The sequence below is a fragment of the Enterococcus sp. DIV0236 genome, assembly GCF_050558525.1.
Lineage (GTDB): Bacteria > Bacillota > Bacilli > Lactobacillales > Enterococcaceae > Enterococcus > Enterococcus faecalis.
This window is the reverse complement of the sequence record NZ_CP187891.1, coordinates 1729649-1755157: the sequence shown is the minus strand read 5'-3', so window position 1 is coordinate 1755157 and position 25509 is coordinate 1729649. Positions and strand designations below refer to the sequence as shown.

Genomic DNA, 25509 nt, shown 5'->3' with positions numbered 1-25509 from the left:
GATGACCACTCATGAAAAAGTGATTCTAGTAGGAGTTGAGACGGAAAAAAATTATCAGACATTTTCTGCATCAATGGAAGAACTGGCGAATTTAACGGAAACCGCTAATGGAGAAGTGGTGTTTGTTTTAACGCAAAAACGACCACAAGTTGATCGACAAACCGTAATCGGTAAGGGGAAATTGGAAGAATTAATTCAATTAACAGATGCCTATGAAGCGGATCTTGTGATTTTTAATCATGAGCTCACACCGCGTCAAAATCAACTGTTATCTGAAGCATTAGCTGTGCGAGTAATTGATCGTGTACAATTAATTTTGGATATCTTTGCTTTGCGTGCGCGCTCCAAAGAAGGAAAGTTACAAGTTGAATTAGCACAATTGGATTATTTATTGCCTCGCTTGGCTGGCCAAGGAAAACAGTTGTCCCGACTTGGAGGAGGTATTGGGACACGTGGGCCTGGTGAAACGAAATTAGAGTCGGACCGCCGCCACATTCGGAATAAAATCTTAGGCATCCGTCGTGAGTTAAAAGAAGTCACTGCTCATCGTGAACGAAGCCGCCAGAAAAGACAAAATTCAGAACTATTTCAAATTGGCTTGATTGGTTATACCAATGCTGGCAAATCAACCATTCTCAACATGTTGACGACAGCAGGAACTTATTCAGAGGATCAATTGTTTGCAACGTTAGATCCTTTAACTAAAAAATGGCAATTGCCTCAAGGCATGGAAGTTACGCTGACCGATACGGTTGGCTTCATTCAAGATTTACCAACACAACTGATTGAAGCCTTTCAGTCGACATTGGAAGAAAGCCGGACGATGGATTTACTGCTCCATGTGGTGGATGCAAGTGCGCCAGATCGGTTACAACATGAACGCACAGTTCAAACATTGATTAAAGAATTAGCGTTGGAAAATATTCCGTGCTTGACGGTTTATAATAAAAGAGATCAAGTGGACAGCAAAGAATTTGTCCCAACCTTATTTCCCAATGTATTGATCTCAACTAAAATTTCTGAAGATAAAGAACGACTGGTTCAAGCTATCCGTGCCCAAATGATGGAATTACTCGAGCCTTATCAATTAGAAATTAGCCCAACTGACGGACAACTATTAAGTGAACTTCGCCGGATGACACTAATGATTTCAGAAGAATATGCTGAAAATGAAAATCGGTATATCGTGAAAGGTTTTGCGAAAAAAGAGTCTAAATGGTTGGCTGAATCCGAAAAAGAATAAAAAATGGTAAGTTGATTAGAAATGATTTGTAAAAACAAATCATTTCTATTTTTTTGGTTAGCAGGAGAAAATCAGCCATGAAAAGATGGGAAAGTCCATATTTATCAGGTTTTTTGTTTTATGTCAGAAAATCTAACATAAGTTCTTGACAATTTGTCATTCTATTGTTATTCTAAGAAATAACTAAGAGAGGAGGATGGAGATGAGAGAAAAAGAGTTACGCCGTTCCATGTCAGTTTTTCCAATTGGTACAGTTATGAAACTAACGGATTTGACCGCTCGACAAATTCGCTACTATGAAGAACAGGGATTGATTCATCCAGAACGTAGTGAGGGCAACCGACGCATGTATTCTTTAAATGATATTGATGTTTTGTTAGAAATTAAAGATTATTTATCTGATGGATTGAACATGGCAGGGATTAAGCGTGTGTATGAAATGAAATTAGAAGAACAAAAAAACACCGCCGAGGCAACTCGTCCGTTAACCGATGCAGATGTTCGTCAGATTTTATACGACGAAATCCTTTCGCAAGGAGGACTTACTCAGCAAAATCCGTTCCAATCGAATGTACCAAGGCTTTAACGTTTCAGCAGCCAATAAAAATGAAGGATGGGGATCAGACCGATGACAAGAAAAGCCAAAACGGCAGAAGAGATTAAACATATTGCAGAAGAAGAAAACGTACGTTTTTTACGACTAATGTTTACCGACATTATGGGAACAATTAAAAATGTTGAAGTTCCTGTGAGTCAGCTAGATAAAGTATTAGATAATAAAATGATGTTTGATGGGTCATCCATCGAAGGATTCGTTCGTATCGAAGAAAGTGATATGTATTTATACCCTGATCTATCTACATGGATGATTTTTCCGTGGGAAAGCGACCATGGAAAAGTTGCGCGCTTAATTTGCGATATTTACAATCCTGATGGTACCCCTTTTGCCGGAGATCCCCGCGGTAATTTAAAACGCGCCTTAGCAGATATGAAAGAATTAGGCTTTACTTCGTTTAACTTAGGACCAGAACCAGAATTTTTCCTATTTAAATTAGATGAGAATGGTGAAATTACCACTGACTTGAATGATAAAGGTGGCTATTTTGATTTTGCGCCAACCGATTTAGGTGAAAATTGTCGCCGTGATATTGTTTTAGAGTTAGAAAGTTTAGGCTTTGAAGTGGAAGCTTCGCATCATGAAGTAGCACCTGGTCAACATGAAATTGACTTTAAATATGCGGATGTAGTTGATGCTTGTGACAATATTCAAACGTTCAAATTAGTTGTGAAAACTATTGCGCGCAAACATGGCTTGCATGCAACATTTATGCCAAAACCTTTGTTTGGAATTAATGGTTCTGGTATGCACTGCAATATGTCATTATTTAATGAAGAAGGTAATGTTTTTTATGACGAGTCAGGAGAGATGGGCTTAAGCCAAACTGCGTATCATTTCTTAGGTGGTTTATTAAAACATGCCCGTGCCTATACTGCGGTATGTAACCCAACAGTGAACTCTTATAAACGCTTGGTACCAGGTTATGAAGCACCTGTTTATGTAGCTTGGAGCGGCAGAAATCGTTCACCACTCATTCGAGTTCCTGAATCTCGTGGTTTATCGACTCGTTTAGAATTACGTTCTGTCGATCCTTCAGCGAATCCGTATTTAACAATGGCTGTCTTATTACAAGCAGGTTTGGATGGTATTCGTAATGAACTTACACCACCGCCAGCAGTTGATCGTAACATTTATGTGATGAATGAGGAAGAACGTCAACATGCACAAATTGAAGATTTGCCATCAACCTTACACAATGCCATCAAAGAATTACGTAAAGATCAAGTAATGATTGATGCATTAGGTCGTCACATTTTTGCCAATTTTGTAGAAGCAAAACGAATGGAATGGGCAGCCTTCCGTCAAACCGTTTCTGAATGGGAAAGAGAACAATATTTGGAGTTGTACTAAAAGCCGTTACTTTTAATAATCTTAATGTTTAGAAAGAGGAAGATAAGCCGAAACGCTTATCTTCCTCTTTCGTTCTTTAGTTTGTGAATGAATAGATAATTTCTGTTTCACAAAATAAAGTAATTTTAATTCAGTGAAATAGTTTGTTTATAGGGGATAAAGTGGTTTTTCTCTCAATTTCTCTTTTATTTTTAAGCAAAAAAATTGACAAAATCTTTCATAATTTGTGAAATTCCGCTATAATAAACAAGAATATGCGTGCAACTATTCTATTTTTTAGATATAAAGGATGAGAAAAACATGCGGAAAATGAAAACAATGGATGGGAATGCAGCAGCTGCTTATATTTCCTACGCCTTTACAGAATTAGCAGCCATTTATCCAATAACACCAAGTTCAACAATGGCTGAGCTTGTTGATCAGTGGTCGGCCGAAGGTAAGAAAAATATCTTTGGTCAACCTGTGAAAGTAGTCGAAATGCAATCGGAAGCTGGTGCTGCCGGCGTGGTCCATGGCTCTTTAAAAACAGGCGCGCTTACCACGACCTATACGGCTTCACAAGGGTTACTTTTGATGATTCCTAATATGTACAAAATAGCTGGAGAACTATTACCATCTGTTTTTCATGTGGCGAGCCGAGCTTTAACTACGAATGCTTTAAATATTTTTGGTGATCAAGGAGACGTAATGGCCGCACGCCAAACAGGCTTTGCTATGTTGTCAGAAAGCAGTGTACAAGAAGTGATGGATTTGGCACCAGTGGCTCACTTAGCTTCGATTGAAGCGAGTGTTCCATTTATGAACTTTTTTGATGGCTTTAGAACAAGTCATGAAATTCAAAAAGTGGCAGTTCTTGACTATGAAGAATTAGCACCCTTAGTAAACCAAGAGAAATTAGCCGAATTTCGTCGTCGGAGCATGAATCCGAATCACCCTTCCGTTAGTGGAATGAACCAAAATCCAGATATTCACTTTCAACAACGAGAAACAATAAATCCTTATTATGAAAAATTACCTGGTATTGTTCAAAAATATATGACAGAAATTAACCGGTTACGGGGAACCAATTATGATTTGGTGACGTATTATGGCGCAGAAGATGCAGAAGAAGTGATCGTCACGATGGGTTCAGTTGCACAAACAATTGAACAGACGGTTGATTATTTACAAGAACAAGGAAGAAAAGTTGGCTTCCTTAATGTCCATCTTTATCGACCATTTCCAGTTGAAACATTTCTTGAAAAAATACCACAATCAGTTAAAGCAATTGCTGTCTTGGATCGGACGAAAGAGCCCGGTGCTGGTGGTGAACCGTTATTATTGGATGTCCAAAGTGCGATGTATGAAACGGATATTCGCCCAACGATTATTGGTGGGCGCTATGGTTTAGGTTCTAAAGATGTATTGCCAAATCAAATTGTTGCGGTTTTTGATGAATTAATGAAAGAACGTTCTGCCATGAAGAAGCGTTTTACAATTGGGATTGATGATGATTTAACTTATACTTCATTAGAAGTTGGCAAACCACTTGATTTGACGAATCCGAAAACCTATCAAGCTAAATTTTGGGGCTTTGGTTCTGATGGGACAGTAGGGGCGAACAAGTCAGCAATTAAGATTATCGGTGATCATACAGACAAGTATGCTCAAGGCTTTTTCTATTATGATTCAAAAAAATCAGGCGGGTTGACCGTTTCTCATTTACGTTTTGGCGAGACGCCTATTCGTTCAACGTACCTCATTGAACATTCTGATTTTGTGGCTTGTCATACAGCCGCTTATTTGCATACCTATGATTTAGTAAAAGGGTTAAAAAAAGGTGGTACTTTCCTCTTAAATACCATTTGGAATGATGAACAACTAGCACGATTTTTACCCAATCAATTAAAACGGTATCTAGCTGAAAATGAGATTCAGTTTTATACAATCAATGCAGTGAAATTAGCTAGTGAAGTCGGACTAGGCGGGCGAATTAATACCGCGATGGAAACAGCTTTCTTCAAATTAGCGCAAATTATGCCTTTTGAGCAAGTGTTGCCAATTTTAAAAGAAGAAGCACTGAAAAGTTATGGTCATAAGTCCATGAAAGTTGTCGAAAAAAATATTCAAGCAATCGATAAGACCGTTGAATTGTTGCATCAGGTACCTGTTCCAGCAGAGTGGAGAACGCTTGAAGTTCAACCTCGAAAACATTCAGAAAATGTTAGTGATTTTGTTCATGAAATTGTTGAACCGATTAATCGTCAAGAAGGCAATGCGTTATCTGTTGCGACACTAGCGAAAAATGGGATGACAGATGGGCGGATGCCTTTGGGAACTGCGGCAGTTGAAAAACGTGGAGTTGCATTAGAAGTACCTGAGTGGATTAGCGATCGATGTACTATGTGTAATGAGTGTGTCTTTGTATGTCCTCATGCGGCGATACGACCATTCTTAGCAGATGAAGAAGAAATGACTGAAGCGCCAGAAGGATTCATTGTGCGTGATCTACGTGGTGCCGACGGCTTGAAGTATCGTATCCAAGTCTCAGTCAAAGATTGTACTGGCTGTGGTCTTTGTGTTGAAGCCTGTCCAGCTAAAGGCAAAGCTTTAGTAATGAGACCTTATGAAGAAGAAAAAGAGCAGGCTATGAACTGGGCGTTTGCTATGACATTACGTCAAAAGGAAAACCCGGCAAAACCGAATACTGTTTTAGGTTCGCAATTTAATAAACCTTTATTAGAGTTTTCTGGTGCTTGTTCTGGTTGCGGCGAAACGCCTTATGTTAAATTATTGACGCAAATGTTTGGTGACCGAATGCTGATTGCTAATGCAACAGGTTGCTCATCGATTTGGGGTGCTGCAGCGGGTGTGACACCTTACACTACGAATGAACAAGGACAAGGTCCAGCTTGGTCAAATTCTCTTTTAGAGGATAATGCCGAGTTTGGTTACGGCATGTTGTTAGCAACGCAAGCGCGTCGCGAACGTTTAGCTAGTAAAATGACCAAAGCTTTTTCTGTAGCCAGTGACTCGTTGCGTCTATTGATGGAAGATTGGATAGCACATCTGTCAGAAAGTGAAGGTACGCAACAACGTGCAGCTAAATTACGTGCAGCTTTGCTTGAAGAAAAAACGAATCAACCTTTATTGGAAGCAATTTATGACGATCAAGATCTTTTTGTCAAACCAAGTCAGTGGATGATTGGTGGGGACGGCTGGGCTTACGATATTGGCTACGGCGGTATTGACCACGTGTTAGCTAGTGGCGCGGATGTAAATATGTTAGTTCTAGATAATGAAGTCTATTCCAATACAGGTGGCCAAACTTCCAAAGCAACTCCGGCATCAGCGATTGCGAAATTTGCTGCCAGTGGGAAATATGCCTCTAAAAAAGATTTAGGGATGATGGCAATGACTTATGAAAATGTCTATGTCGCTCAAATTGCCTCAGGTGCAAACCAAATGCAGACGATTAAAGCTTTTGAAGAAGCAGAAAAATTCCCTGGACCATCGATTATTATTGCTTATACACCATGTATTACACATGGTTTAGCAGGTGGGATGAGTCAAACGTTGAAAGAAGCGAAAGACGCAGTTCATTCAGGTTACTGGTCTTTATATCGCTATAATCCATTATTGCGAGAAAAGGGCAAAGAACCAATGACATTGGATTTTAAAAAACCAGATTTTTCATTAATGAAAGAGTTTATGCGCCAACAAGTTCGCTTTGCATCCTTAGAATCTAGTCAACCAGATACAGCGGAATTGTTATTTAATAAAACAATTAATGATGCTAAGAGACGGTTCTATAATTATGCTCGTTTAGCTGGTCAAGAAGAAAAAATTCGAGCAAAACTTGAAAAACAAAGTGAACCAGAAATAAATACGCCAGAGAACGAGAAGCCACGAGTGAAAAAAGAACGCGTAGTTGATCCGGAAGCGGAAGCAAGAAGGGCTGCCCGCCGCGCAGAACGAGCAGCCAAGAGAAAACAACGTGGGCAAGATTAACAAGATTAAATAGAAATCAAAAAAACGTGTCTGAGCTTTTTGCTTAGACACGTTTTTTAGTTAGAAATGCGATTTTTTGATGAAAAATTTCAAGTTATTTGAAAAAGTTCCTAAATTTTTTTGATGTTTCCGCTTGCGTTCTGTGATGAAAGAAAATAATGTGGTATACTTGTTAGGAAATCTTGAGAGAGAAGTGAGGGGTATGATGTCGTTTCAATTGAATCAATTATTAGATTTGAATTATTGGCAGCAAGTCATCTCAACGGATTTCTTATCTAAGGATTTTGTTATCAATATCATAGATATCCTAGTCGTATGGTACCTCGTTTACAAATTAATCATGCTTGTTCGTGGAACAAAAGCAGTCCAACTATTAAAAGGTGTCGCTGTTTTTATCATTATCCGCATTCTAAGTGAGATAATTGGTCTACATACATTATCTTGGTTAATGAATCAAGTCATCATGTATGGTGTAATCGCCGCGGTTGTTATTTTTCAACCAGAAGTGCGAAGAGGGCTGGAACATCTAGGGAGAAGTTCGTTTTTCCGCCCGAATAAAGGTGCGCAACAAGAAGATGAGCGTATTATTCAGGCCTTTGACAAAGCCATTCAGTACATGTCAAAACGGAAAATTGGTGCTTTGATAACCATTGAACGCAATACCGGTTTAGATGAATACATTGAGACAGGTATTGATTTGGATGCCGATATTACTGGTGAATTACTGATTAATATTTTCATTCCAAATACACCACTACATGATGGTGCGGTGATTATCAAAAATGAAAAAATTGCTGTTGCTAGTGCGTATTTACCGCTATCAGAGAGCAATTTAATTCCAAAAGAATTTGGAACGCGCCATAGAGCCGCAGTCGGTATCAGTGAAGTCAGTGACGCCATTACGATTGTTGTTTCTGAAGAAACTGGTGACGTTAGTTTGACATTGAACAATGAATTAATTCCTGGACTAACGCAAGAAGAGTATTTAACAATTTTGCGTAAGGAGTTAATTTCGGAATCATCGGAAGATAAAAAAAGTGCTTTGCAGCATTTTATCGATGATGTAACAAAGGGGGTTAAACGCAAATGAGAAAAGCCTCCCAAAAAAGCTGGTTTAATGGTTTGCTTTCATTGCTGTTTGCATTGTTGTTATTTTTTAATGCCAATGCAACAGGCAATAATCCCTCCAATTCAGGTTCAAGCCAAACGTATAGTGAGACACTGAATAATATTCCTGTCCAAGTCCAATACGATAAAGACAAATATTATGTCTCTGGATTTGAAGAGAGTGTAAATGTTCATTTACGTAGTGCGAACCGCATTCAATTAAACATGGAATCAAATGCTGACACACGAAATTTCCAAGTGGTCGCAGACTTAACCAAATTGCCATTAGGGACTTCGGAAGTGCCTTTGACAGTTCGGGGACTAAGTTCAGCTGTTACAGCTGAAATTGAACCGAAAACAGTGACTGTAACGATTGAAAAGAGAGTAACAAAAAAATTCGATGTAGAAGCACAACTTTCTGATAACATTGAAAAAGAAGGCTACAAAGTAAAAAATATTTCTGTAGATCCAAAAACTGTAGAAGTAACAACTGGAGAAGAAACAGCGAAAGCAATTGACAAAGTGATTGCGCCAGTCTCAAGTGCCAAACAAACAATTGATACGATTAAACAAACGGTAAATGTCCAAGCGCTAGATGCCAAAGGTCAAGTCCTAAGTATCGAAAATCCAGCACCACAAGTCAAAGTAACGGTAGGCTTAACTGCGCCAACAAAAGATGTACCACTGAATGTTAGTATGACAGGTACGCCACCTGCTGGGATCGCTCATTACAATTATAGTTTATCAACGTACCAAGTTAGGGTCAGTGGTCCGCAATCAATTTTAGATACGCTAGAATCAATTGAGGTACCGGTAGATATTTCTGATATTCGCAAAGAAACAAAACAATCAGTGACTATTCCCGTTAATGGAGAATACGTAGTTACACCAGATGAGGTTGACGTTTCTTTGAGCCCCGTGTACAATCAACAACAGTCATCAAATACAAATGAAACTTCAGAGGAACCTGCAAGTTCAACAACGGTTGGCTCAGGTAGCCAAGCAGTACAACCAAGTACATCCAGTCAAGTAGAATCAAATACTTCTGAAACAACAAGTGAGGGATCAACAGTAGAAAGTACAACTGCTGGTTCAACTGAAAATACAGAGAATCAAGTGACTAAGGAGAATCAAAATGGGTAAATATTTTGGAACAGATGGTGTAAGAGGAATTGCAAATAAGGAGTTAACACCTGAATTAGCTTTTAAATTAGGGCGTTACGGTGGTTATGTGTTGAGTCAACATGAAGATAGTTCAAGAAAACCTCGTGTTCTCGTAGGCCGCGATACACGTATTTCAGGTGAGATGTTGGAACAAGCATTGATTGCTGGGTTATTATCAGTCGGGATTGAAGTTTTCCAATTAGGGGTGATTTCAACACCTGGTGTAGCATATCTTACTCGTTTACAAAAAGCATCCGCTGGCGTAATGATTTCAGCTTCACATAATCCTGCGGAAGACAATGGGATTAAGTTTTTTGGGGCAGACGGCTTCAAATTAGTAGACGATCAAGAAGCAGAAATTGAAGCATTGTTAGACGCAGAAGAAGACACCTTACCAAGACCTTCTGCTGAAGGCTTAGGCTCATTAGATGAATTTCCAGAAGGCTTACTAAAATATTCACAATTTTTAGTTCAAAGTATTCCTGGCGATTTAGCAGATATGACTGTTTGTTTAGATGCGGCCAACGGAGCAACTGCAACAGCAGTCAATCGTGTCTTCGCGGATTTAGAGACAGATTTCTATACAATGGGAACAAGTCCTAATGGATTGAATATCAATGATGGTGTGGGTTCCACTCATCCTGAAGCTTTGGCAGAAATGGTTGTTGAAAAAGGCGCAGATGCTGGTTTGGCTTTCGATGGCGACGGCGATAGAATTATTGCGGTCGATGAATTAGGACGAATTATCGATGGTGATAAAATCATGTATATTTGTGCCAAGTATTTAGCTGAGAAAAAACGTTTGAAAAAAGATACAATCGTTACAACGGTGATGAGTAATCTAGGTTTCCATAAAGCTGTAGAAGAAATTGGCTTAAAAGATGTGGTAACGCAAGTGGGTGATCGTTATGTTGTAGAAGAAATGCGTAAAAATGATTACAATTTTGGTGGCGAACAATCTGGTCACATGATCTTTTTAGATTACAACACAACAGGTGATGGCATGCTTTCAGGGATTCAATTGTTGAATGTTATGAAGCAAACGGGCAAAAAATTATCTGAATTAGCGGATGAAGTGACGATTTATCCACAAAAATTAGTCAATATTCGTGTCACAGATAAAAATGGTGCAATGGAAGTTCCGGCAATCAAAGCAGTTGTCGAACAAGCAGAAGCAGAAATGAATGGCGAAGGTCGTATTTTAGTTCGTCCTTCTGGAACAGAACCATTGTTACGTGTGATGGCCGAAGCGCCAACACAAGAAAAAGTTGATTATTACGTTGATAAAATTGCTGAAGTAGTACGTGCAGAAATCGGCGTTGAATAAGAACAAATTAGAAACCAGACACTTAATGCTAGCTTGCGTTAAGTGTCTGGTTTCTTTGTTGGAAATCAAAAAAAGAAAATAGCTAATAAGCTCCGTCTATCATTGACATAGAGCGGTTAAAAGGGTACTATTTTAGAAGTAAGATGCACCGCGTATCTTCTTTTTTTATTTGATAAAATCAAGAAGGGAGCGGCTGTAAATCAATGGAGTTATAGAATGGAGGAGCGAAATGAAAGAAAAAATGTCCGTCAAGACAATTGTAGCAATTGGAATTGGCTCTGCAGTTTTTGTTATTTTAGGTCGATTCGTTGTAATTCCAACTGGAATTCCTAATACGAACTTAGAAACGTCGTATCCATTTCTTGCTTTAATGTCAGTTGTTTTTGGACCAGTAGCTGGAGGGCTAATTGGTTTGATTGGTCACACATTGAAAGATTTTACCACGTATGGTAGCGCTTGGTGGAGCTGGATTATTTGTTCAGGAATTATTGGTATTATTTTTGGCTTCGCTGGTCGTAAAATGGATCTTCAACATGGTGAATTCACAACAAATGACATGGTGCGTTTCAATATTTTCCAAGCCTTTGGCAATATCGTCGTTTGGGGCTTAATCGCGCCTAGCTTGGATATTTTGATTTATAGTGAACCCGCAAGTAAAGTGTTTACACAAGGCGTATTCGCGACTGTTTCAAATATTGTCGCTGTGGGGATTATTGGAACATTGTTGATGAAAGCTTATGCATCAACAAGAACAAAGAAAGGCAGTTTATCAAAAGATTAAGAAACTGTCGAAATAATTTAAATGGTTAAGGGTCTGCCCTAGTAATTACTTTGCTAATGCTCAGACCCTTTCTTTTATGGAGAAACTGAGGTGAGGCCGAATGAAAAAACCAATCATTACTTTTAATAATTTTTCCTTTCAATATCATAGCCAATCTGAACCAACATTAAAGGGGATTCAATTAACCATCTATGAAGGAGAAAAGGTTTTAATCGTTGGGCCTAGTGGTAGTGGTAAATCAACATTGGCGCAATGTATCAACGGGTTAATTCCCAATATTTATGAAGGTGAGATTCAAGGAACAGCTACGGTTGCTGGTAAAAATATCCAAGAAACAAGTCTATTTGATTTGTCTTTTGATGTAGGAACTGTTTTACAAGATACCGATGGGCAGTTTATCGGTTTAACGGTTGCTGAGGATATTGCTTTTGCTTTAGAAAACGATGCAGTTGAACAAGCAGAAATGAAAAAAGCGGTTCAGAAATGGTCCGAGATTGTTGAGCTGAATCAGTTATTGCAACACCGTCCACAAGATTTGTCAGGTGGTCAAAAACAACGTGTATCTATGGCGGGCGTTCTAATTAACCAATCAAAAATTTTACTTTTTGATGAACCTTTGGCTAATCTTGACCCACGAGCGGGACAAGAAACAATGACTTTGATTGACACCATTCAACAAGAAACAAAAGCGACTGTTTTAATAATAGAACATCGCTTAGAGGACGTTCTTTGCGAATCAGTTGATCGAATTATTGTCATGAATGAGGGCACAATTATTTCTGATACAACGCCAGATGAATTGTTACGTCAAGATACGTTGACCCAACAAGGGATTCGTGAACCTTTGTACGTTACAGCCATGAAATATGCTGGGATTGATTTAACACAAGTTAGTCATTTAGACAAATTAGCCGAAGTATCAGGCGAAACGGTTTTGCCTAAAATGACACAGTGGTCTGTCCAACCTAGTTCAGTTAGTGCAGTCAAAGGAGCTGAACTATTACGTTTGGAACAAGTGTCCTATCAATATGATCGTCACGGTGAAAAAGTGTTAGATGACTTCTCAGTAACTATTCATCATGGAGAAATGATCAGCATTGTAGGAAAAAATGGTGCCGGGAAGTCTACACTTTCTAAAATAATTTGCGGGTTCATCACGCCTCAATCTGGCAAGATTTTATGGGAAGGACAGGATTTTTCCAATTATTCAATCAAAGAACGTGCAGATAAAATTGGTTATGTGATGCAAAATCCCAATCAAATGATTTCTAAAAAAATGATTTTTGAAGAAGTAGCTTTAGGATTAGTTTTACGAGATGTGCCACAAGCAGAAATTGAGGAACGTGTGACGAATATTTTACATATTTGTGGGCTGTATCCCTTCCGGAACTGGCCGATTTCTGCGTTGAGTTTTGGGCAGAAAAAACGGGTAACTATTGCATCAATCTTAGTTTTAGAACCTGAATTATTAATTTTAGATGAACCAACAGCTGGGCAAGATTTTAAACATTATACAGAAATGATGACATTTTTAGAAGAATTGAACCGCTTAGGTGTGACTATTTTAATGATCACTCACGATATGCACTTAATGTTGGAATATACAACACGTGCGTTAGTAGTTTGTGATGGACGTTTACTAGCAGATGCGACTCCAGTTGCTGTTTTAACAGATGAAAAATTAATTCAAGCAGCTTCTTTAAAAGAAACAAGCTTGTTTACCTTTGCTAAAGCGTTAGGCTTGGAAAATCCCTTGCTATTTACGGAAAAATTTGTTGCTTACGATCGTGAGGTGCGTTTTGGATGAGTGAACGACAAATGTTAGGCTATCATCCTGATTCAACCTGGATTCATCGCTTAAACGGCACAAGCAAATTAGTCTTTTTAATCGTTGTCTCTGTGGCTTGTATGACCACGTATGATACTCGTTATCTGTTAGGAATGTCTGTGGTTTCGCTTGTTTTGTTAAAATTATCAAATATTAAATGGCATCAAATATCTTTTGTTATTAAATTTATTGCTATTTTTTCTTTGTTAAATATCTTAACGGTTTACCTTTTTGCACCTGAATATGGGGTTGATTTATATCAATCACGTACCGTGATTTGGGAAGGAATCGGACGGTTTACTTTGACACAAGAAGAATTATTTTATGAATTTAATTTAGTTTTAAAATATTTCTGTACGATTCCGTTGGCATTAATCTTTTTATTAACAACAAATCCTAGTGAATTTGCCTCCAGCCTGAATCGAATTGGTGTGAGTTATCGGATTAGTTATGCAGTAGCGCTGGCTATTCGTTATATTCCCGATATCCAAGAAGATTTTTTTAATATTTCTTTAGCACAACAAGCGCGAGGGTATGAGATGTCAAAAAAGGGACGGTTAGGCCAACGAATCAAAGGCGTAGCACAAATCGTTTTACCCTTAATCCTATCTAGTTTAGATCGAATTGAAACTGTGAGTACCGCTATGGAATTAAGGCGTTTTGGTCAAAAGAAAAATCGAACGTGGTATGCGCAACAACCTTTTCATCTGCGTGATTTTTCGGTAATGATACTTGCCTTATGCTTATTAGGAATCAGTTTCTGGTTGTTCCATGTGAATGGTGGTCGGTTTTATAATCCATTCCAATAAATAACAAATTGATAAGGTTCTATAAATAGAACGGATATTTTTTTATTATTAAGAATCTAGTACTTTCTCTTACTATGAGTGTACTAGATTCTTTTTTTGCAACTTTAAAGAACTAGACCAATTTTCGGTTTTTAGATTTTTGTTGACAAGTACCTACTTTTAATTGTATGATTGTTTATGTTTCTACGGAATATATTTACAAAGGAGGTATATAGACCAATATCGGATAGCGCCAGACCTGAACGTTCAGGTGACGAGGAGAGAGCTTATCGAAGATTCGGCGGGTGGCTCTAGGGACTGCACTCTACAGATAACAAAGAAAAACTAATTGTGAAGTTAGAACAAAGCGGTTATCACGCAGGTAGAAACATATAATGGGATTTGCTAGTTAAACAGGACCTAGTAAATACAGAATTTCAATTGGAAAGTAGGAATTAGCATTATGTGTGGAATTGTCGGAATGATTGGAAAAGAAAATGTCACGGAAAGTTTGATTCAAGGATTAACAAAATTGGAATATAGAGGTTATGATTCTGCTGGGATTTGTGTGAATGATCAAAGCCAACAGCCCCATGTAGTTAAGGCAGTTGGGGGCATTGCCGATTTAGCAGCAAAATTAACGCCAGAAATCGATGGAACAGTTGGTATTGGTCATACTCGTTGGGCCACTCATGGCGAACCAACTGTCGCCAATGCACATCCCCATGTTTCAAGCGATCAACGCTTTGCATTAGTGCATAATGGTGTCATTGAAAACTTTGAAGAATTAAAAGAACAATTTTTAAGTGGTGCTCACTTAATTGGTGATACAGATACTGAAATCGTCGTTCAATTAATTGCTCATTTTGCTGAAAATGGTTTTTCAACAAAAGATGCTTTTAAAGCGGCTTTAGCCGAAATTAAAGGTTCATACGCTTTTGCATTAATGGATAAAATGGACCCCAATATTATCTATGTAGCGAAAAATAAAAGCCCGTTACTTATCGGTCTAGGTGAAGGCTTTAATGTTATTTGTAGTGATGCGATGGCGATGATTAAAGAAACCAATCAATTTGTTGAGATTGTTGATGGTGAGATTGTAACTGTTACAGCGGACAAAGTAGTAATCGAAACGCCAGAAGGACAAGTAATCAACCGAGAACCTTTTGAAGCGCAATTAGATTTAAATGACATTGAAAAAGGAACATATCCGTTTTATATGCTCAAAGAAATTGATGAACAACCTGCAGTGATGCGCAAAATTGTTCAAGCGTATACTCAAGGTGAAAAAGTGACTTTAGATGAGGCGTTACTGGAAAAAATTAATCAATGTAACCGAATTTACATTATTGCTTGTGGGACAAGTTATAATGCAGGTTGGGTCGGAAAATCTTTAATTGAAACGATTGCCAGTATTCCTGTGGAAGTTCATTTATCAAGCGAATTTGGCTACAACATGCCTATTTTATCTGAAAAACCGTTCTTCATTTTCTTAAGTCAAAGTGGTGAAACGGCAGATAGTCGCCAAGTACTGGTACAGGTTAATGAATTAGGGCATCCATCACTTACATTAACAAATGTTGCTGGCTCAACATTATCACGTGAAGCGGACGATACCTTGTTATTACACGCAGGACCAGAAATTGCTGTCGCTTCCACCAAAGCTTATACTGCTCAAATCGCTGTCTTAGCTATTTTAGCAAAAGCAATTGGTGAAGAACGCCAAACATTAGCAGCCGTCTCATTTGATGTGGCTCACGAATTGAGCGTGGTAGCAGCTGTCATGGAAACCTTGATTGATGAAAAACAACAAATGAAAGCCTTGGTGGAAGATTATCTGACGTATACTCGAAATGCCTTCTATATCGGGCGAGGAGTCGACTATTATGTGTCGATGGAAGCGGCCTTGAAGTTGAAAGAAATTTCCTACATTCAAGCAGAAGGCTTTGCGGCAGGTGAATTGAAGCATGGAACGATTGCCTTAATTGAAGAAGGAACACCTGTGATTGGGATTGTGACAGATGCCAAAGTCGCAGCCCATACAAGAGGCAATTTAAAGGAAGTCGAAAGTCGTGGAGCAAGAAATATTGTGATTGCTTTGGAATCCTTGGCAAAACCACAGGACCAACTGATTATTCCAGATGTTCATCCGTTACTTTCTGCCTTAGTTAGCATTGTTCCAGGCCAATTATTAGCGTACTATGCAACCTTACAAAGAGGCTACGATGTTGATAAACCAAGGAACTTAGCCAAAAGTGTAACTGTTGAGTAAATCAAGAACCTGAGAGAAAGATGTTCAACGGGTTTTCATGAGTTTTAATATCTGAGACAAAAATCACTTTAGATTTTTGTCTCAGATATTTTTTATAAAAGAAAGATATTCAGTCAAAAATGAAAGATTCCAAAGAAATTCTTTTTTTCCGTTGAAAACTGTTTGCATTTTAGCAAAATTAGATATAATTAATAAGAACCGAAAAATAAGAATTAGCCAGTGAGGTAACTTTGTTTGAAAAGAAAGCAAAAAGTAGGTTAAGCTGAAAAGTGCTAATTTATTTAACAAAAAAAGATTGTGAGTTGTTTGATATGGATCAGTTTAGTACATTAACTGAACAAGAATTTACTACCTTTGCAATGACACATCCTGCAGGTAACTTTTTAGAAACACCCGAAATGAAACATTTATTGGAACGACGTGGCTGGCATTGTGAATACGTTGGCGTCAAACGAGAAGGCCAACTAATTGCTGCGTGTATCCTAAGCAAGAAAAAAGTCAAAATTGGTTATGCTTTCGACATTGACGGCGGAATTTTGATGGATTATACAGATAAAAAATGTGTAGAAGCCTTTTTCACAGGCTTAAAAAAATATGTGAAAAAAAATGATGGCCTTTATTTAACCTTTACTCCAAATAAACAAATTTGTTTACGTGATTTTAATGGCGGTGAAGTTGAAAAGGTCAATCAAGAAACATTTGACTATTTCACATCAATTGGTTTTGAACACCAAGGGTTTGATGTGCACAATTTTGATGGCGCGCCACGTTGGCTGTTTGTCAAAGATATGGCTGGATTAACAGAAGAAGAGCTCTGGAAATCTTATGGAAAAGATGCTAAATATGACATCAAGAAAACATGGGAATATGGAGTAACAACCCGAGAACTTCGTTACGAAGAGTTACCTCTCTTTAAGAAATTAACGGAAGAAACAAGTGCACGACGTAATTTTGAAGATAAGGATTTAGCTTATTACCAAGCTGTTTATGAAGAGTTTGGCGAACGAGCAAAATTTATGGTGGCGGAACTAAACTTTGCTACTTATTTAGAAAATCTTCATGAGAAATTACGCAAATTACAAGAGACGCTCAACGAAGTCAATGAAGCGTTAATTGCCAATCCTAAAAGCCGTAAAAAAAATAACCAGAAACGTGAATTTGAAGATGAAGTTCGTACCGTGCGCAAACGGATTGACGAGGCTAAAGAAATGAAAACATCAGATGAACCTGAAATTTTAGCAGGTGCCTTATTCATTGTTCATCCACAAGAAGTTGTTTACTTGTTTAGTGGTACGTATGAAAAATATAAACAATACTATGCACCGTATTTAATTCAACATAAAATGTTAACTTACACAGTAGAAAATAACATTCCCAAATATAATTTTTATGGCGTTGACGGTGTCTTTGATGGAAGTGATGGGGTTCTTAAATTCAAACAATCCTTTGGCGGTCATGTCGAAGAATTAATGGGCAATTTCCAATGGAAAGCCAAACCAATGAAATATGCCTTATATCACGCATTAAAAACAATTAAAGAAAAAGTCTAAAATTAAAACCCAATCCTAAAAAAGGAATGGCAAAGTGAGGCGTTTAAATGGAAAATCAAGTCGAGGTTATGACGTATGCACAGTTAAAAGAAATTATGCAGGTGTTAGAAGCAAACGAAGCGATTACAGAAGATACAAAAGTCTTTATTGATACAGGCTGGGATAGCGTGCAAGAAGTAGCACCAGATGCAGTCAGTATTGAAAAAGTTGCTAAATTTACAGTAGCAGATGTTTTAACAAACGAAAGTTTTGCTGGGTATAGTTTAGAAGAAAAGGCGGAGAAGATGAACGCTGAAGGCGACCTAGAAACGGCAATTATTATTCGTAATCTTTACTAAAAAAGTCCGTTTGAATAGTTAAAATCGAGGTCGGGACAGAAGTGTATAGCTCCGAGCAACGCGTAGTGTTGGTTCTGTTCCCGCCGGTTATCAGGTTTTGAGCCTGGAGCAAAAATCCAAAGTGATTTTTGTCCCAGGCTCATCTGCTTTAAATAAGAAATAAAGGAGGTTAGATATGAGTACCATTCATGAATTTCCCAAAAACTATGAACGTTTTATTGCACAAGGAGAAGAAGCACTTGTAGAACATAATCAGATCGCCGCTTTAGAAAATTTTCAACAAGCCTATCAGCTACAACAAACGCCGCCAGTAAACCAAAAAATTGTCCAATTATTGTTGGAAATGGGTGAAGCTGACGAAGCACTAGCATTGGCAGAAGCGTTCCAAGAGACTTATTTTGAGAACCTTGAAACAGCGGCAATTTATATGCAAATTTATAGTCAAAGTCGTCGCTTTATTGAAGGGTATATTTTATTGAAGCAAATACTTCAAACTAAAAAAATAACGCTAGCACAACAAAAAACGTTAGAACAGCAATTAATGCAAGTGGAAGAGGCGTATCAACAATTAGAAACGCAGCAAATTCAAGCAATTAAAAGGAACTTGTTAGTAAGCGATCAATTGCCCGTTTATCAACAATTAGCGAACATTAAAACCAGTTTATATTTGCCTAAACCAGTATTTCTGGAAGTCGCAAAAGATTTAGTTATGAACCAAGCACTTAGTTATTTTGCTCGGGAATGGTTCATTGAAGAATTAGCACTGTTGCAATTTTCAGAACCACTGACTTTTCTTTGGTATGACAATCAGCCTCAGACAGTCTTACTAGAAGGAAAAACTGGACCGTTAAATACGCCAATCTATTCCGAAATTTGTACTGAACTTAGGAATCGTTTAGAAAATGATGATCCAATTATGCTGCAGCATTTGGAAGAAGAAATTCGGTTGCATCTTGCCTATTTGTATCCATTAGCAGAGACGGTTATTTCAGATCCAACTATCTGGGTCTTGGGTTATTTGGCAACCTACTATCCTGAATATATTGAAAAAGAATTGACTGAAGCAAAAGGCCATCAAATCGCTGCTGTTCAAAAAGTTCAACAGGCGATACGAACGGCTTTTACACAAATAATGCTTTAAAAAATGGCACGTCCTAAAAGCGAGGACGTGCCATTTTTTCGGTTTCAGAAATTTGCTGAATCTGCTCTAATTGCTTTTCTTGACTGATTATTGCGGATAATAGAAAAAAGCAAGACAGAAATAAGTAAAAAGGATTCCTTGAATCAAGCAAATCACAACGAACAATGGCGTTGCTCCTGGAAAAGAATCAGAAATCCGTGTAATTAAAAATTCAACTAACCATAAAATCATTGAAAATAAAAATAATTTTTTCTGATGAGTTCTCATAGTCCGCAACAACCTTTCTGGTGATTTTCACTTCTCTATCATAACATAGAAAACGAGCTGTTTTTTCTCAAAAATTTTGTTACTTCATAAGAAAAATGGGAAATAAGCAAGTTTCAGGAAGTACTAAATGTACCCGGAAAGAATACTTAATCCATCTTAATCAAACCATACAGTCACGTTTATTGCAAAAGAAGTGTTTTTGGATGGAACAAATTATTTCATAAACACAAATATTTCTTTGTTGTTTGTATAAATGTCATAAAAGTGATTACTTACTACTTTTTGATTTTTAGACATATCAGTATCGGTCAGTGGTGCCATCTCTACTCCTAAATTCGATGAAGTATTGAACCAAACGTAATTAGGGAAATATAGACCGTCATTTGGTGGCACGATTTTTGAAAGAATTGGGTAGTTTCGACTTGTATTAGCATAAACAGTTGAATTTTTGAAAAACGTATTTAAATAAACTTTTTTTCGTTCGTTTGTTACAACATTTTTTAAATCATCTGTTAAAACAGCTGCTTGGCGATTGAATGCTTCTTTTTGATAGTTTAATGTGGAAGAATACACCAAAACAAACGATAAAATATAATAAGATAACAAGCTGGCCACAAGTAACGAAGTTAGATAAATTGCTTTCACTTGTCGATTGTTAAATAAACTTAACATGCTGATTGTAACGAAAACAGCAAATCCGTAAATATAGCGAGGCGCATCACCAGCGATATTTCTTGAATAGACAATAAAAATACCAAAACTTAAGAGAGAAGCAAGTCCTAAATACAAGATACAATAAAGGAAACTTAAGCCTAAGTTGATTTTGCTATTTGATAGATGACTAATAAAAAATAAAACAAGCAGTAGGAGCAGTAATAAAAACCATAAACGATTACTCTGGTTCAATAGCTCTGAAAAATAATGGTAACTATTTTGATAAGCCACACTGGGAATATCGTGCAAACTTGGTAAGGCCTGACTGCCCCCAATGTTGTTTGTTGCGGAAGGTACAAATTTTAACTCGATAAGGTAGCTGACTATAGAAAGTAGATAAGCGATAGCAGCAAGTGCGACTTTTTTACAAAGAGCAATGAAATTTTCTCCAGCAAGTAACTGCTTGAAAGTAAGGAATAAGACGATAACTATATAAATTCCTGACGAGGCTTGGTAAGTATTAAACATAACAAACAGTGAAAAAACAGAAACCAAGAAAAACGTAAAAGAATTACGCTGCCACCAATAAAAAGGAAGAAACGAACAAAAAATACTCAATGCCATATAGGGACTATCAAACCTGAAACTAAGACATTGAAGGAACCAAGGATTGAGGCCAATTAAAGTAGCTACTAAAGAGGAACCCCAGCTAATTTTTTGGTCATTGATGATATAAATAGCCAGTATGCTTGTGAGAGATAAGATAAGACCTGTTAGAATCGGTGTGGTCAAGCCCAGATCTGTCAAATGACGACTTCCTTGAACAAACCATGAGAGAAATTCACTGCCCCAACGTGCGTAAGTCGTACCAAAATCTGTCATTCCAGCGACTTGGCGAGCATTATCATCTAAGTAAGGGAAATTGATAATGCCGATGGATAAAACTGCCACTTGATAAATTAAAATGATCAATAGAAGATAGGCTTTATTTTCAATACACCAATTCTTTAAATCAAATTTTTTTGATTCTGTAGGTAATTGTTTCATCATTGTACTCCACTCCAATAATTATTTAACAATTAAAATATACCATAACGAGTGGAATGAAGAAATTGCTTTTGTTATTTTCTCATCTTGACAGAACACTAAGGGTAGGCAAAACAAAAAAATCCCAACTCTTTATTAAAGAGTTGGGATTTTACCAAAAAGCCACCTGCCGGGCTTGAACCGGCGACCCCCACCTTACCATGGTGGTGCTCTACCAACTGAGCTAAGGCGGCACTTTCAAAGGCTAAACTAACTCGAGGATTGCAACGAAGTGAAACCCATAGAGTTCACTTTCAAAGGCTACACTGCGACGAGTAATCGTCAAAGTTTCTTTTGAAAAATCGTACAAATCTCGTGCACAAGAAATAGAATAACGTATAGACGAAAGTTTGTCAATTGCTCTTTCGTAAAAAAAGAAAAATGATTTTTTTCTAAGAAAAACTGTTGACAATCTCCTTTTTCTCTAGTAAAGTGTAAATCAACATCACAGATAACTATTCATTCGTTGAAGAGAAGAGTAAATTTTGATGACCTTCAAAAGAGAGTCCTGATTGGTGAAAAGGGACAAGGTTCAGAAAAGTTGAAGATGGCCTCTGAGAATAAATTGCTGATAAGTAAGCAATTTCGGATAAGCACCCGTTACCATGTGCACCAAGTTAATAAAGACTTGGATAAGAGATGAGATATAAAGAATCAGTTATATTTCGAAAAAAGGTGGTACCGCGAATCATTCGCCCTTTACTAGCAAAACGCTAGTGAAGGGCTTTTTGCTGTGAATCACTACGACTGGCGCGAAGCGACAGAGTAGATGATGAACAGTACAAGATGACCGAAGGGCAGGTTGTATCATTTGCACGAAAGTGTTCCTACGATTCTCGCCAAGGCTGTGATTCTCGTCACAATTAAATCCTGTTGAGCACTACGACTGGCGCGAAGCGACAGAGTAGATGCTGTCTGCGGTTACTCGACGCAGGATGGCCTTTGTAAGTGATGAACAGTACAAGCTGTTCGAAGAGAACATTAACTCTAGTCTGTTTGATTTTGAAAATAAACGAAAATCAGTTTAAAATGAATAGAAATAAAAAAGCAGTGATATAGTAAGTACAAGACTTGATTTGTCTAACAGAGAGCCTAGGTAGCTGAGAATAGGTGACAAAGACGTTTTGGAAAATGGCTATTGAGCAAGCGCTCCGAGTGTTAAACACAAGGCGGCGACGGGGGCTCCCGTTATCGAGCTAGGGTATCGAACATGTTGTTCCGTACTTGAAAAGGGAATTTGTGTGAGCAAATTCTGAACATGAGGTGGTAACACGCAAAAAAGCGTCCTCAACGATACAACTTGAGTTGTGTCGTTGAGGATGCTTTTTTCTTTTTTATGAAAAAATGCAGGTTGGTAAGAATGAAGGGGGATAAAGAATGATTGAACTAAAAAATATCAGTGTGACATTTCAACAAAAAAAACAAGAAATTCAGGCTGTCCAAGATGTTTCTTTGACAATTGATAAAGGGGATATCTACGGAATTGTTGGTTATTCCGGTGCTGGAAAAAGTACGCTAGTACGGGTAATTAATTTATTGCAACGACCAACAGCGGGCACCGTTATTATTAACAAAGAAAATATTTTAACTTTTTCTAAAAAGGAATTACGACAACAACGAAAAAAGATTGGAATGATTTTTCAACATTTTAATTTGATGAAAGAGCGGACCATATTTAGTAATATCGATTTTTCATTAAAATATTCCGGGCTAAGTAAAAGTGAACGGCGTCAAAAAATCAGCCATTTATTAGAGCTAGTTGGACTAAGTGAAAAACGGGACGCTTACCCCAGTCAACTATCAGGAGGGCAAAAACAGCGGGTTGCGATTGCCCGCGCTTTAGCAAATGATCCTGAAATTTTACTTTGTGATGAAGCGACGAGTGCGTTAGATCCAAAAACAACGGGACAGATTTTAGCCTTGTTAAAAAAGTTAAATCAAGAACTGAACTTGACGATTGTCTTAATCACCCATGAAATGCAAGTGGTTAAAGAAATTTGTAATAAAGTCGCGGTGATGGAAAATGGCTGCGTTGTCGAATCAAACGATATTGTTTCGATTTTTAGTCAACCCCAACAACCTTTAACCAAAGATTTTATTCGGACAGCAACTCATATTGACCAAGCATTAACCACGATTCTTGAACATCCTAAATTAGCTGATTTAGATAAAAATCAAGAATTAATTGAATTTTCTTATGTGGGAGATCAAACGAATGAGCCATTAATTGCACAATTGTATAGCCAATATCAGGTATATACAAATATCCTTTATGGCAATGTCGAAATTGTTCAAAACGTTCCTATTGGCCATTTAATTGTGGTGCTTTCTGGTGATGAGGCCCAGCGTCAACAAGCCCTTACTTATTTAGCGAAACAAGGCGTGCGAACCAATGTTTTGAAAACCTATCAGCAAACGAAGCAAAAGCAGAATTTACAGGTGATTTAAAAAAGGAGTGAACTGAGAATGTATCAATTATTTGAGAAATATTTTCCGAATGTTGTCCAATTAAAACAAGAGTTTCTTCAAAGTACATGGGAAACAGTATACATGGTTTTTTGGACAGCATTGATTGCTGGTGTGTTAGGAGTCTTGTTGGGTGTCGTGCTTGTCAGTACTGGCCCCAGTGGTGTTTTGAAAAATCCACCCCTGTATAGTGTCTTAGAAAAAATTATTAATGTTTGCCGCTCTATTCCTTTCATTATTATGCTCGCACTGATTCAACCATTAACACGAATTTTGGCAGGAACGACAATTGGTACAACCGCAGCGTTAGTCCCATTAGTTATTGGCGTAATCCCGTTCTTCGCGCGCCAAATTGAAAATGCGTTATTAGAAGTGGATCCTGGCGTTATTGAAGCGGCAGAAGCCATGGGGACGAGTCCCTTAGGGATTATTTTTCGGGTTTATCTAATTGAAGGGTTACCAAGTATTATTCGTGTTTCAGCGGTGACAATTATTAATTTGATTGGATTAACAGCCATGGCAGGAGCGATTGGAGCCGGTGGTCTGGGCAACTTAGCGATTACTCGAGGATACAATCGGTTTCAAACCGATGTGACATTTATGGCCACGTTAATTATTTTAATTATGGTATTTATCAGTCAAGCCATTAGTAATCAATTAATCAAAAAAACATCACATTAGAAAAAAGGAGAAATGACAAATGAAAAAATTTAGTAAATTAATTGGACTTATTGGGGTATTAGCTTTTACGATTGCAGGTTGTGCATCGGGGTCTGCGAAGGATACTAAGACAGAAACCGTTAAACTAGGGGTTGTAGGAACAAAAAATGATGAATGGGAATCGGTCAAAGACCGTTTGAAAAAGAAAAATATTGATTTACAATTGGTAGAATTTACAGACTATACGCAACCAAATGCAGCATTAGCAGAAAAAGAAATTGATTTAAATGCCTTTCAGCATCAAATCTTTTTAGACAATTACAATAAAGAACATGGGACGAAATTAGTATCAATTGGCAATACAGTCAATGCACCATTGGGAATTTACGCTAATAAATTGAAAGATATCACGAAAATTAAAGACGGCGGAGAAATTGCTATTCCTAATGACCCAACGAATGGCGGGCGGGCGTTAATTTTATTACAAACTGCAGGACTGATAAAAGTAGATCCTGCGAAACAGCAACTACCGACTGTCAGTGATATTACTGAAAATAAACGCCAATTGAAAATAACTGAATTAGATGCTACGCAAACAGCGCGCGCTTTACAAGATGTCGATGCTTCAGTGATTAATAGCGGCATGGCTGTCGATGCTGGGTATACACCAGATAAAGATGCTATTTTCTTAGAACCTGTAAACGAAAAAGCGAAACCTTATGTGAACATTGTCGTGGCTCGAGAAGAAGATCAAGAGAATAAACTTTATCAAAAAGTTGTAGAAGAATATCAACAAGAAGAAACGAAAAAGGTCATTGCGGAAACATCAAAAGGCGCCAATGTTCCGGCCTGGGAAACATTTGGTAAAAAATAAAGGA

General features: G+C 37.7%; 19 protein-coding genes, 1 tRNA gene and 2 other annotated features. Of the genes, 17 read left to right on the top strand and 3 right to left on the bottom strand.

Annotated elements, in window-relative coordinates:
* Nucleotide 1: 1 nt before the first annotated feature.
* The 14 genes from hflX to IGK27_RS08485 all read left to right on the top strand — a co-directional run bounded on the left by hflX (nt 2) and on the right by IGK27_RS08485 (nt 19498).
* Complete coding sequence (hflX, locus tag IGK27_RS08550) at nt 2-1243, top strand: GTPase HflX (RefSeq protein ID WP_002356926.1); 1242 nt, start codon at nt 2-4, stop codon at nt 1241-1243.
* 202 nt (nt 1244-1445) lie between these two features.
* Complete coding sequence (locus IGK27_RS08545) at nt 1446-1829, top strand: MerR family transcriptional regulator (RefSeq protein WP_002388239.1); 384 nt, start codon at nt 1446-1448, stop codon at nt 1827-1829.
* Between the two features lie 42 nt (nt 1830-1871).
* Nucleotides 1872-3212, top strand: a complete 1341-nt coding sequence (glnA, locus tag IGK27_RS08540) for a type I glutamate--ammonia ligase (RefSeq protein WP_002356929.1) — start codon at nt 1872-1874, stop codon at nt 3210-3212.
* Nucleotides 3213-3470: 258 nt separating this feature from the next.
* On the top strand, nt 3471-7202 hold the full coding sequence (nifJ, locus tag IGK27_RS08535) for a pyruvate:ferredoxin (flavodoxin) oxidoreductase (protein WP_033626654.1): 3732 nt from the start codon (nt 3471-3473) through the stop codon (nt 7200-7202).
* Nucleotides 7203-7407: 205 nt separating this feature from the next.
* On the top strand, nt 7408-8292 hold the full coding sequence (gene cdaA, locus IGK27_RS08530) for a diadenylate cyclase CdaA (RefSeq protein ID WP_002389035.1): 885 nt from the start codon (nt 7408-7410) through the stop codon (nt 8290-8292).
* Complete coding sequence (locus IGK27_RS08525; RefSeq protein ID WP_002356934.1) at nt 8289-9452, top strand: CdaR family protein; 1164 nt, start codon at nt 8289-8291, stop codon at nt 9450-9452. The genes cdaA and IGK27_RS08525 overlap by 4 nt, the downstream gene beginning before the upstream one ends.
* Entirely contained in the window at nt 9445-10800 is a 1356-nt protein-coding gene (glmM, locus tag IGK27_RS08520) for a phosphoglucosamine mutase (protein WP_002356936.1), read from the top strand. The genes IGK27_RS08525 and glmM overlap by 8 nt, the downstream gene beginning before the upstream one ends.
* A gap of 229 nt (nt 10801-11029) precedes the next feature.
* Nucleotides 11030-11581, top strand: a complete 552-nt coding sequence (locus IGK27_RS08515; protein ID WP_002356937.1) for an ECF-type riboflavin transporter substrate-binding protein — start codon at nt 11030-11032, stop codon at nt 11579-11581.
* Between the two features lie 100 nt (nt 11582-11681).
* Nucleotides 11682-13388 carry an ABC transporter ATP-binding protein gene (locus IGK27_RS08510; protein WP_002380507.1) on the top strand — a complete coding sequence of 569 codons (1707 nt, stop codon included), beginning with the start codon at nt 11682-11684 and terminating at the stop codon, nt 13386-13388.
* On the top strand, nt 13385-14218 hold the full coding sequence (locus IGK27_RS08505) for an energy-coupling factor transporter transmembrane component T family protein (RefSeq protein WP_002356939.1): 834 nt from the start codon (nt 13385-13387) through the stop codon (nt 14216-14218). The genes IGK27_RS08510 and IGK27_RS08505 overlap by 4 nt, the downstream gene beginning before the upstream one ends.
* A gap of 442 nt (nt 14219-14660) precedes the next feature.
* On the top strand, nt 14661-16469 hold the full coding sequence (glmS, locus tag IGK27_RS08500; RefSeq protein ID WP_002379595.1) for a glutamine--fructose-6-phosphate transaminase (isomerizing): 1809 nt from the start codon (nt 14661-14663) through the stop codon (nt 16467-16469).
* Between the two features lie 311 nt (nt 16470-16780).
* Nucleotides 16781-18019, top strand: a complete 1239-nt coding sequence (locus tag IGK27_RS08495) for an aminoacyltransferase (protein ID WP_002362084.1) — start codon at nt 16781-16783, stop codon at nt 18017-18019.
* A gap of 47 nt (nt 18020-18066) precedes the next feature.
* Entirely contained in the window at nt 18067-18357 is a 291-nt protein-coding gene (locus IGK27_RS08490) for a hypothetical protein (protein ID WP_002356942.1), read from the top strand.
* Nucleotides 18358-18532: 175 nt separating this feature from the next.
* Nucleotides 18533-19498 (top strand): hypothetical protein, encoded by a 966-nt coding sequence (locus IGK27_RS08485; protein WP_033626655.1) that lies wholly within the window; start codon nt 18533-18535, stop codon nt 19496-19498.
* Nucleotides 19499-19585: 87 nt separating this feature from the next.
* Here IGK27_RS08485 and IGK27_RS08480 read toward each other — a convergent pair whose 3' ends face one another.
* The 3 genes from IGK27_RS08480 to IGK27_RS08470 form a co-directional block, all read right to left on the bottom strand.
* Nucleotides 19586-19765, bottom strand: coding sequence for a hypothetical protein (locus IGK27_RS08480; protein WP_002384325.1), 180 nt, complete (start codon nt 19763-19765; stop codon nt 19586-19588).
* Nucleotides 19766-19978: 213 nt separating this feature from the next.
* Nucleotides 19979-21469, bottom strand: coding sequence for a glucosyltransferase domain-containing protein (locus IGK27_RS08475; RefSeq protein ID WP_033626656.1), 1491 nt, complete (start codon nt 21467-21469; stop codon nt 19979-19981).
* Between the two features lie 157 nt (nt 21470-21626).
* Nucleotides 21627-21699 (bottom strand) — tRNA-Thr (locus IGK27_RS08470).
* A gap of 263 nt (nt 21700-21962) precedes the next feature.
* Nucleotides 21963-22208: a binding site (T-box leader), on the top strand.
* Nucleotides 22209-22546: 338 nt separating this feature from the next.
* Nucleotides 22547-22797 (top strand) — a binding site (T-box leader).
* Between the two features lie 85 nt (nt 22798-22882).
* Here IGK27_RS08470 and IGK27_RS08465 point away from each other — a divergent pair.
* Genes IGK27_RS08465 through IGK27_RS08455 form a run of 3 tightly spaced genes read left to right on the top strand, consistent with a single transcriptional unit; the run spans nt 22883 to nt 25505 of the window.
* Nucleotides 22883-23953: a methionine ABC transporter ATP-binding protein gene (locus IGK27_RS08465; protein WP_002356948.1), complete on the top strand. Its 1071-nt coding sequence runs from the start codon at nt 22883-22885 to the stop codon at nt 23951-23953.
* Nucleotides 23954-23971: 18 nt separating this feature from the next.
* Nucleotides 23972-24652, top strand: a complete 681-nt coding sequence (locus IGK27_RS08460) for a methionine ABC transporter permease (protein ID WP_002366918.1) — start codon at nt 23972-23974, stop codon at nt 24650-24652.
* 19 nt (nt 24653-24671) lie between these two features.
* A complete protein-coding gene (locus IGK27_RS08455; RefSeq protein ID WP_002366917.1) occupies nt 24672-25505 on the top strand; it encodes a MetQ/NlpA family ABC transporter substrate-binding protein in 834 nt (277 codons plus the stop codon).
* Nucleotides 25506-25509 lie beyond the last annotated feature (4 nt).

Coding starts and splice junctions, on each gene's coding strand:
- glmS (WP_002379595.1), top strand. CDS start 14,661: ATGTGTGGAATTGTCGGAATGATTGGAAAAGAAAATGTCACGGAAAGT.
- cdaA (WP_002389035.1), top strand. CDS start 7,408: ATGTCGTTTCAATTGAATCAATTATTAGATTTGAATTATTGGCAGCAA.
- IGK27_RS08480 (WP_002384325.1), bottom strand. CDS start 19,765: ATGAGAACTCATCAGAAAAAATTATTTTTATTTTCAATGATTTTATGG.
- glnA (WP_002356929.1), top strand. CDS start 1,872: ATGACAAGAAAAGCCAAAACGGCAGAAGAGATTAAACATATTGCAGAA.
- IGK27_RS08475 (WP_033626656.1), bottom strand. CDS start 21,469: ATGATGAAACAATTACCTACAGAATCAAAAAAATTTGATTTAAAGAAT.
- IGK27_RS08465 (WP_002356948.1), top strand. CDS start 22,883: ATGATTGAACTAAAAAATATCAGTGTGACATTTCAACAAAAAAAACAA.
- IGK27_RS08545 (WP_002388239.1), top strand. CDS start 1,446: ATGAGAGAAAAAGAGTTACGCCGTTCCATGTCAGTTTTTCCAATTGGT.
- IGK27_RS08510 (WP_002380507.1), top strand. CDS start 11,682: ATGAAAAAACCAATCATTACTTTTAATAATTTTTCCTTTCAATATCAT.
- IGK27_RS08495 (WP_002362084.1), top strand. CDS start 16,781: ATGGATCAGTTTAGTACATTAACTGAACAAGAATTTACTACCTTTGCA.
- IGK27_RS08460 (WP_002366918.1), top strand. CDS start 23,972: ATGTATCAATTATTTGAGAAATATTTTCCGAATGTTGTCCAATTAAAA.
- glmM (WP_002356936.1), top strand. CDS start 9,445: ATGGGTAAATATTTTGGAACAGATGGTGTAAGAGGAATTGCAAATAAG.
- IGK27_RS08490 (WP_002356942.1), top strand. CDS start 18,067: ATGGAAAATCAAGTCGAGGTTATGACGTATGCACAGTTAAAAGAAATT.
- IGK27_RS08525 (WP_002356934.1), top strand. CDS start 8,289: ATGAGAAAAGCCTCCCAAAAAAGCTGGTTTAATGGTTTGCTTTCATTG.
- IGK27_RS08455 (WP_002366917.1), top strand. CDS start 24,672: ATGAAAAAATTTAGTAAATTAATTGGACTTATTGGGGTATTAGCTTTT.
- hflX (WP_002356926.1), top strand. CDS start 2: ATGACCACTCATGAAAAAGTGATTCTAGTAGGAGTTGAGACGGAAAAA.
- IGK27_RS08505 (WP_002356939.1), top strand. CDS start 13,385: ATGAGTGAACGACAAATGTTAGGCTATCATCCTGATTCAACCTGGATT.
- IGK27_RS08515 (WP_002356937.1), top strand. CDS start 11,030: ATGAAAGAAAAAATGTCCGTCAAGACAATTGTAGCAATTGGAATTGGC.
- IGK27_RS08485 (WP_033626655.1), top strand. CDS start 18,533: ATGAGTACCATTCATGAATTTCCCAAAAACTATGAACGTTTTATTGCA.